Annotated in this window: 7 protein-coding genes; 5 read left to right on the forward strand and 2 right to left on the reverse strand. The window is 44.7% G+C overall.

What is annotated here, in order from left to right; all coding sequences use genetic code 11:
• The first annotated feature begins 119 nt into the window (after positions 1-119).
• The 3 genes from IM477_RS10935 (at position 120) to rnhB (ending at position 3849) form a co-directional block, all read left to right on the forward strand.
• Complete coding sequence (locus tag IM477_RS10935; protein ID WP_287731712.1) at positions 120-554, forward strand: FkbM family methyltransferase; 435 nt, start codon at positions 120-122, stop codon at positions 552-554.
• Between the two features lie 512 nt (positions 555-1066).
• Positions 1067-3226 carry a ribonuclease E gene (gene rne / locus IM477_RS10940; protein WP_287731713.1) on the forward strand — a complete coding sequence of 720 codons (2160 nt, stop codon included), beginning with the start codon at positions 1067-1069 and terminating at the stop codon, positions 3224-3226.
• Entirely contained in the window at positions 3223-3849 is a 627-nt protein-coding gene (gene rnhB / locus IM477_RS10945; protein WP_287731714.1) for a ribonuclease HII, read from the forward strand. Before rne ends, rnhB begins: the two co-directional genes overlap by 4 nt.
• Before the next feature lie 62 nt (positions 3850-3911).
• On the opposite strand, the gene gnd is transcribed toward rnhB, so the two are convergent.
• Positions 3912-5339, reverse strand: a complete 1428-nt coding sequence (gnd, locus tag IM477_RS10950) for a decarboxylating NADP(+)-dependent phosphogluconate dehydrogenase (protein ID WP_287731715.1) — start codon at positions 5337-5339, stop codon at positions 3912-3914.
• Positions 5340-5843: 504 nt separating this feature from the next.
• Between gnd and IM477_RS10955 the strand changes: the two genes are divergently transcribed.
• Both IM477_RS10955 and IM477_RS10960 read left to right on the forward strand, forming a co-directional pair.
• The gene (locus tag IM477_RS10955) at positions 5844-6626 is read left to right on the forward strand and encodes an MBL fold metallo-hydrolase (protein ID WP_287731716.1); all 783 of its coding nucleotides are present in this window, start codon (positions 5844-5846) and stop codon (positions 6624-6626) included.
• A 307-nt stretch (positions 6627-6933) separates the two neighbouring features.
• On the forward strand, positions 6934-7887 hold the full coding sequence (locus IM477_RS10960) for a DNA-methyltransferase (protein ID WP_287731717.1): 954 nt from the start codon (positions 6934-6936) through the stop codon (positions 7885-7887).
• A 119-nt stretch (positions 7888-8006) separates the two neighbouring features.
• Here the strand turns inward: IM477_RS10960 and IM477_RS10965 are convergent, their stop codons facing one another.
• Positions 8007-9077, reverse strand: a complete 1071-nt coding sequence (locus IM477_RS10965; RefSeq protein WP_287731718.1) for a glycosyltransferase family 4 protein — start codon at positions 9075-9077, stop codon at positions 8007-8009.
• Between the last annotated feature and the right edge of the window lie 158 nt (positions 9078-9235).

Genomic DNA, 9235 nt, shown 5'->3' on the forward strand with positions numbered 1-9235 from the left:
AGTTGGCAATCTTGTAATGTACCGCAAGTCCTTCGTCATCGCTGTGCTTATCTAAATGGTTGCCTTTTTTAACTTTTTTATTGATCTCATTAAGCATTTCTACTTATTGCAAAGGTGAGATGCTCCCGATGCTCCCGGAAAATGTTTATTTATCCCTGTATCAAGCTAGTGAATTAAATGAAGTCGTTACCGATGCAGCCCAATTAAAGTCAGACAATTACGAACCAGTTCCCTGTTTTACCCTCGATAGTTTAATTGATACCTATCAGTTAGAAAGGGTGGATTTACTCAAAATTGATGCGGAAGGCCACGAAGTACCAGTTTTAGAAGGTAGTCAACTTTTAATTGAGCGTTTTTCCCCGATTATTCTCTACGAAAATATTGCCGCTAATCAAGGCAGTAATTTAGCTGTGGCCCGATGGTTAGAGGGGAAAGGTTATCGACTATACCGTTATCGTCCCTACCTGCAAGAATTGCTAGAAATCGAGTCAGAAGCCGATTTACAGGGAATTTTGAACGTTATCGCCTTGTCTGAACAGGAATTAAGGGATTAAGGAAACCGTCAATCCGGTCATCTCATCGTCTTGTCAGAGAGTGACCGAGTGAGTTATAGTCGTCTATAAGACTCGATTAAAGCATTTCTTAAAAGAATCGTGGTTTTTGGAAAATCGAAAAGTGCGCTATTTTCCCTTCCACAGAAACCTGTTGCCGAGGGGAGTAACTCAAAAACTCCTTTTTTCCTAGATTCTGATAGACAGAACTGGCGGAAACGGATAAAAAATGCTGTTATCGAGCAAGACTCAGGGATTAATTGAAAATCTCGTCTCCTGGCTGTGCTTACCTAATTGTGGGTCAAGCCGGCACTTGCCAAACAGACTTAACAACTGAAACCAAGACTCAGTTCCCACGTCTGAGAGGCAGATGAACATCAAGATGAGGCTTTAACGATGCGGACTCATCTTCTTAGAACTTTCTTAACAAGACCAGATTTCCAGAAGTAGCCTCAAAGCATAGACAAATAGCCCATGGTCCGTCGCTTTTGAAACCGAAAGATTGAGGAAATTGAATGCCAAAACAAATAATCATAGCCGAACAACACCATATAGCGGCTGTTTTTTGGGAAGATCAAATTCAGGAATTAGTTGTAGCCACAGGTAATCAGCAGGTGGGCGACATCTATCTAGGATTAGTAGAAAATGTTATCCCCGGGATAGATGCAGCCTTCGTCAATATTGGCGATGCGGAACGCAATGGCTTTATCCATGTCACCGACCTGGGCCCCTTAAGACTGAAAAAAACCGCCGGTGCCATCACGGAATTACTGGCCCCCCAGCAAAAAGTGCTGGTACAGGTAATGAAGGAACCCACCGGCAACAAGGGACCGCGGCTAACGGGAAATGTCACTCTCCCCGGTCGTTATCTGGTATTGATGCCCAATGGTCGCGGGGTGAATCTTTCCCGTCGCATCCGCAGTGAAGACGAGCGCTCCCGTTTACGAGCTTTAGGGATTTTGGTCAAACCGGCGGGGATGGGTTTGCTGGTACGCACCGAGGCCGAAGGCAAAGCGGAAGAAGCGATTATCGAGGATTTGGAATTTCTGCAAAAACAGTGGGAGAGCATCCAACAGATGGCCGTCAGCAGCCGCGCCCCGGCCCTGCTTAACCGCGATGATGACTTTATTCAAAGGGTTTTGCGGGATATGTACAGTGCCGATGTCAATCGCATTGTTGTGGATAACCCGGTGGCGGTAAAACGAGTTAAACAGCAATTGACGAACTGGGGCGGCGGCAAAGCTCTCGAAGGGGTTTATATCGACTCCCATCGGGAAACCCAGCCAATTCTCGACTATTTCCGGGTTAACGCCGCCATTCGCGAGGCCCTCAAACCCCGGGTTGATTTACCCTCCGGCGGCTACATTATCATCGAACCGACGGAAGCTTTAACGGTAATTGATGTTAACTCCGGTTCCTTTACCCGTTCGGCCACGGCCCGAGAAACCGTACTCTGGACTAATAGCGAGGCCGCCACAGAAATCGCCCGACAACTGCGCTTGAGAAATATCGGCGGCGTGGTGGTGGTGGACTTCATCGATATGGATTCCCGTCGCGACCAGTTGAAACTGCTGGAATTGTTTAATAAAGCCCTGAAAAGCGATAAGGCCCGGCCCCAGATTGCCCAATTATCGGAATTGGGGTTAGTGGAATTAACTCGTAAGCGTCAGGGGAAAAACATTTATGAATTATTCGGCAAAACCTGTAACCATTGCGGCGGACTGGGCCATTTAGCCCATCTACCCGGAGAAGGCAACGCCATCGCCCTAGAAACCCCCACCGTTAGCCGCGCGGAAAAAGAAACCTTTATCGTTGCTCCGACTAATACAAGGGTTCTACCCGATAAGAGCGCTCCTAGCGTTGCGGTGGCCGAACCCTATCTAGAAGTTTTCTCCGAATTTGAGGCCGAAGAAAACGCCCAAGAGATAGATCTTTCCTTCCATCCCAACTATCAAGAACAGGTTAATAATTCTCGCCGTCGCCGTCGCCGTCGTCCCTCGGAACTGTTACTAAAAGAGGAACGGAGCGAAAAAGCCTCTACTAACGGTGTTAACAACGAAATCGAGCCGGAATCAGAACCCCAACGCTTTGAGGAAAAACGAGAACGCCCCGCCCGTCTCTCGAAACGGGGAGAAGATGCCAGCGCCGCCAAAAATATCCCCGTCAGCGAACGGGAGCGGGTTTCCGTGGAAATGACCCCGGTAGAACAGGAAGTTTATTCTTTAATGGGCATTTCTCCCCTGATTCTGGTGGATAAGGAGTTTAAAGACCCGAAATCGGTGATTGTTTCCGTGAAACTGGCAGGGGAAAGAGAAGCGGAAAACCCAGAAATGCCTGTTACTCCTGAAATATCCTTGACTCCTACCCTAGAAGTCGAGGACACCCCGGTAGAAGCGACGGAAACCAGCGAGGAAGCCGAAAATCGCTCCTTGGTGCGCCGTCGTCGTCGTTCCACCACTAGCGAAGTTAGTCAGGAAATCAACCAAGAAGCTAGTCCACCAGTGACTTTTACGCCCGAACCGATTACGACCGAAACTCCAGTTTTTCTGGGCGAAGTCATTCCTTTCGAGACCCCGGTGAGCGCCGAGGTGACAGAGGAGCCACAAATAGAGCCTGAAACCGAGGTGCTGCGTCGTCGTCGTCGTCGTTCCTCCGCCACTGTCGATGAGTCATGAGCGCAGAACCCTTAATTGCCGGTGTCGATGAGGTGGGGCGCGGGGCTTTATTTGGCCCCGTGGTGGCGGCGGTAGTGGTCACTGTCCCCTCTGGTTTTGCGCGGCTGTGGGAGTTGGGGGTGAAGGATAGTAAGCAACTTAGCCCCCAAAAACGGCAAAAGTTGAGCCAGCAAATACAACGGGATTTTGTTTGTCGCATCGGTTATGCTACGGTGAAAGAGATCGATCGCTTGAATATTTTTCATGCCTCCCTACTGGCGATGAGCAGAGCTATCGGGAAATTACCCCTTTCCCCCAGTCTCTGCTGGGTCGATGGCAAGCACATTATTAAAGATTTGTCAATCCCCCAAAAGGCGGTAATTCAGGGAGATCAACAATCCCCGGTAATTGCGGCGGCTAGTATCGTGGCCAAAGTCTGGCGCGATGACTTAATTACTCGTTGGCACAGACGCTATCCCGATTATGGACTCTCTCGTCACAAGGGTTATGGCACTGCTCAACACCTAGAAGCGATTGGCAACCAGGGAGTTACTTCTCAGCACCGGCTCTCTTTTAGTCCCTGCCAACCGAGGTGGGAGCATGACTGCCGAACAATTTGCCCAAGGGTTATCGAAATTTCTTGACCGATAGCCAAAAAATTCCCCTTTTTACCAGAAATAAAAAGGGGAGAAGATATTAGATAGCCTTACGATTCAGCCATCCATTCCGTATGGAAAAACTCACCTCTGGGTTTATCGGTACGTTCATAGGTATGAGCGCCAAAATAATCCCGTTGTGCTTGGGTGAGATTTTGCGGTAAATTGGCCCGACGATAACTATCAAAATAGTCCAAAGAAGAACTAAAAGCCGGGACAGGAATTCCCAACTTATTAGCCAAGACTAACACCTCACGCCAGGCTTCTTGGCGATCGAGGATACTTTGCTTAAATTCCGGTGCTAACAACAAATTCGGCAGCCCCGGATTTTCCGCAAAAGCTTTGCGAATTTTATCCAAGAAACCGGCCCGAATAATACAGCCGCCCTTCCAGATCCGGGCTGATTCCGGCAGACTGATATTATAGTTAAACTCCTGAGAAGCTTTAGCGATTAAGGCCATACCCTGGGCATAGGAACACATTTTCGAGCAGTAAAGAGCATCACGCACCTTATTCACAAATAGTGCCGCATCCCCCGGATAGGTTTCCCCAGGTCCGGGTAACTCTTTTGCGGCTGCCACCCGTTCATCCTTATAAGCGGACATCACGCGAGCATTAACCGCAGCATAAATAGTCGGAATTGACACCCCCAACTCCAAGGCACTTAACACGGTCCAGCGTCCGGTTCCCTTTTGTCCCGCCGAATCCAAGATTAAATCTACCAAATGATGACCGGTTTCTGGGTCAACATACTTAAAGATATCGGCGGTAATTTCAATTAAATAAGAATTAAGCTCATCGGTGCGATTCCACTCGGCGAAAGTTTCCTGTAACTGCTGATTGCTTAGTCCTAGACCATTTTTCAGCACATCGTAGGCTTCAGCAATTAACTGCATATCGCCGTACTCGATGCCATTGTGAACCATTTTCACATAATGGCCCGCACCCCCGGAACCCACGTAGGTGACACAGGGACCATCATCGACTTGGGCGGCAATTTTGGTTAAAATCGGCTCTAATTCCCGATAGGCGAACTCTGTACCCCCCGGCATCAGGGAAGGACCGTGCAGAGCACCTTCTTCGCCACCACTGACCCCCATACCGACAAAACCGAGTTTAGTGGTCGATTCTAGGTCGCGGGTGCGTCTTTCTGTGTCCTCGTAGAGGGAGTTACCGCCATCGATAATCATATCTCCTTCTTCGAGAAGGGGTTTTAATTGTTCAATCACGGCATCCACCGGCGGGCCAGCTTTTACCATGACCAGAATTTTGCGGGGACGCTCTAAAATTTGGACGAATTCTTCTAAACTATAGGCCGCCTTGACATCCTTGCCGACGGCGCGAGTTTCCATAAATTCTTTAGTTTTGCTGGCGGTGCGATTGTAAACAGCTATAGGAAAACCCCGACTCTCCACATTGAGAGCGAGATTTTCTCCCATGACAGCTAGTCCGATAACACCGAAGGTACGTTTAGTCATAGAAATTCAGTCTCGGCTGATGCGTTCTTCCTCCCCTTTTAGCGCCTACTTTCCCTAAGATAGCTAAACTTTCCCTATTTCTTAAGCCTTGACTAATCAGTGATCAGTGATCAGTAATCAGTAATCAGTGATCAGATTTGGGTTTTCAGTGAGAAGCATTAAGTGAGCAGTGTTACAGCGTTTCTCCTAAAGATGAAGTGTAACCTAAGTAGATAGGTATTAAAAACTTTCAGATCCCCCCGCCTATCGGCACCCCCCTTATCAAGGGGGGCAGGGGGGATCGAACCTAAAATCCATTTTTAATTTAATTATAACCAGCTACCTAATTTGGTATCACCCCCTGACGACTGGCTACTGTTGCCTGTTCCCTAAAACCAGAGACTTCCTACCTCACCATTAAGATAACTGCTATAAATGGCATTCACTGATGACTGAAAAACCCCACTTCCCAGAAAAATTAATGCTAATGTTAAATTAAATTAAGAAAATCCCCATTCTTCTTATATGCAGTTAACTTGGCTTGATAGTAATTCTTGGTTAATCGAAATCGGGGGAAAACGCCTGCTTCTCGATCCTTGGTTGGTAGGTTCCCTGACTTTTGGTAATTTAACTTGGCTATTTGAGGGCAAAAAAACCGCTAATCATGCCATTCCCGAACATATCGATCTGATTCTTCTCTCCCAAGGTTTAGAAGATCACGCCCATCCTCCTACTTTACAGGTACTCGATCGCCAAATTCCCGTGGTAGCTTCTCCTAATGCCGAAAAAGTGGTTCGAGCGCTCAATTATACCCATCCCATCCCTTTAAACCACGGCTCTAGTTATATCTTTGACAATGCGATCGAAATTACTGCTGTCCCCGGTTCTCCAGTCGGGCCGACTCTGGTGGAAAATGGTTATGTTATCAAGGAATTAGCGACAAATCAGAGTATCTACTACGAACCCCACGGTTATCATTCTCCTAGCCTCGATTCTCTGGGTAAAATTGATGTGATTATCACTCCTTTGATTGACTTAAAAATACCTTTCCTCGGACCGGTAATCAAAGGACAAGAAAGCGCCTTAGCAGTCTGTCAACGCTTGCAGCCTCAATATATTATTTCTACGGCTGCCGGTGGTGATATCGAGTTTAAAGGATTATTGATGGCGGTGTTAAGTGCTGAGGGTAGTCCCGAATCTTTTCAAGAATTATTAACATCCCATGCCTTACCGACAAAAGTAATTGATCCTCGTCCTTGGCAACCTTTTACAGTGGAATTAGGCGAGTTTGTTCCGGGTTTGAGCTAATCTCAATTGAGGGAAGAATAGAAAAAAGTTAAAATTTTCTTCCCGATTTTTATCTAAAAAAGTAGAATTTTTTTTATATCTTTGCTGGCTATAGATGACATTAATTGTTTGAAAAAACTGGCTCTCTTGAATATTAGATGTAAAATGGGGAGCATCCCCATTTTACTATGAGTAAGAAGACTTGATGCTTGCTGAATAACTGCGGTGGTAGATGGTAAAACTTCCACTTTACACAGCCCGAAATCTTTGAGATTTTTAGTACAGAAAACTATATAATTAAAAATGGCTCTTCTCTGCTAAATTTTCTATGAATCAGTTGCCACTATTTTCTCAATCAAAATCAGTGCGAGATTCTTGTCAACCTGATGCCGAAATAATTCTTTATCAAGGAGATAGCAATAATTTTATCAAGACTATACCAGATAATTCTGTGAGCTTGATTATTACTTCTCCTCCCTACAATTTAGGAAAAGACTACGAAAAAAAAATCTCTTTGGATACTTATCTGGAAACCCAAACCAAAATTCTGCGAGAATTCTCTAGAATCTTGCAAGATAATGGCAGTATTTGCTGGCAGGTGGGAAATTTCGTTCAAGAGGGAGAAGTTTATCCTTTAGATATTTTTTATTATCAGCTATTTAAACAAATGGGTTTCTTTTTAAGAAATAGAATTGTCTGGCATTTTGGTCATGGATTACATACCTCTAAAAGATTTTCTGGCAGATATGAAACTATTTTGTGGTTGACAAAAACCGATAAATATACCTTTAATCTTGATCCGGTGAGAATCCCCGCTAAATACCCTGGTAAGCGCCATTTTAAAGGTAAAAATATCGGTAAACCCTCTGGTAATCCTTTAGGGAAAAATCCCAGCGATGTTTGGGAGTTTTTGGCACAAGAATGGGATGAGTTACTGTGGGATATCCCTAACGTTAAATCTAATCATCCAGAGAAAACTATCCATCCTTGTCAATATCCGATCGAATTAGTAGAAAGATGTGTTTTAGCCTTGACAAATGAGGGGGATTGGGTTTTCGATCCTTTTGCCGGGGTCGGAACTTCTCTGATTGCTAGTATTATGCACAATCGTCGAGTGATGGGGAGTGAAAAAGAAGCAGAATATGTGAAAATTGCCAAGGAAAGAATCGCCGCTTATTGGCAAGGAAATCTCAAAATTCGTCCTTTAGGAAAACCTATTCATCAGCCTAATGGTAAGGAAAAAGTCGCTCAAATTCCCGAAGAATGGCACAATAATATATAGGAAGTAACACTGAATCTCCCCAGGAGAGTACAGGTTTTTGCTCTCATATCCTTGGGTTTTAATGCTTACTGCCGTCTAACCCATCCTACAATGATTGATAAGTTTTTTTGTCACCATTTTTAGAGAAAACTTTGCAGAATTGTGGCGGTTTCTTGTCCGGTTTTTTCCCAACTAAAAAGCTCGGCGCGTTGACGACTGAGGGACTTTAATTTTAGGCGTAATTGTTCATCGGTAGCGATTTGCTGCATTGCCTCTCTCATCTCATCGATACTATAGGGATTAATTAAAATTGCGGCCTCTCCTGTGACTTCTGGGAGAGAGGAAAGATTAGAAGTAATTACAGGAGTTCCACAGGCGATCGCTTCTAGTACAGGTAATCCGAAACCTTCCCAAAGGGAAGGATAAACTAAAGCAGTTGCTTGGTTTAAAAGTTGCGGCAATTCTGTATAGGAAACATAGTTTAAAAATTGCACTCGTTGAGAGATTGATAATGCTTCTACCTGTTGCTGTAGAGCAGGGGTAAAACGGGGGTCAAATTGACCGACAATTAATAATTGATATTCGGAATCGATTTGGGAAAAAGCAGTGATTAAACGAGCGATATTTTTGTGAGGATCATAACGACCAAGATAGAGAAAATAGGGACGAGTCGCCAGATTTAGAGGACGAAAATTATGAGAATCATATCCAGAAAGAATCACGGTTATTTTGTCAAGAGGTATGTTAAAAAACTTATTAATATCGGCGGCCGTTGCTTGAGAAACAGCGATAATATGTGTGGCTTTTTTCAGGACTTGGGGTAAATAGTATTTATTATAAAAAGTTAGGGGAGAAAATTTCGGGAATCGCAGGGGAATTAAATCATGAACTGTGACAATATAGCGGCAATTTCGATAAATAGGTGCTTCGGGAATGGGGGTAAATAGCAGGGAAGACTTCAATTGTTGATAGGTTTGATAGAGTTGGGTTTCTGTCCAAATTAAGCGCCTAATATTGCCTTTGGTTCCCTGCTCTTGGGTGAGGTTTGCCGACACAGGATAGGTGTTAAAATCTGGGTAACTATTAGAAGTGATTAGGGTAGGATTTAAGTTGACTAATTGGGGAATGAGATTTTTAGTATAGGTAGTCAACCCAGTATATTTAGTACCGAGAAAAGCGAGATTGATTAATAATTGATGATTCCTATTCATAGATATTAGCTACTTAAGTAGGTAGGTGTTAAAAGTTGTCAGACACCCCCCTTATCAAGGGGGGATTAAGGGGTGATCAGTACCCCCCTTATCAAGCGATCCATTAGTCGGATCTTTCTTAACAAAAAGAGAAGAAACTTAAAAAAAGGGGAAACGAT

Source organism: Microcystis sp. M090S1 (assembly GCF_020246295.1).
Lineage (GTDB): Bacteria > Cyanobacteriota > Cyanobacteriia > Cyanobacteriales > Microcystaceae > Microcystis > Microcystis aeruginosa.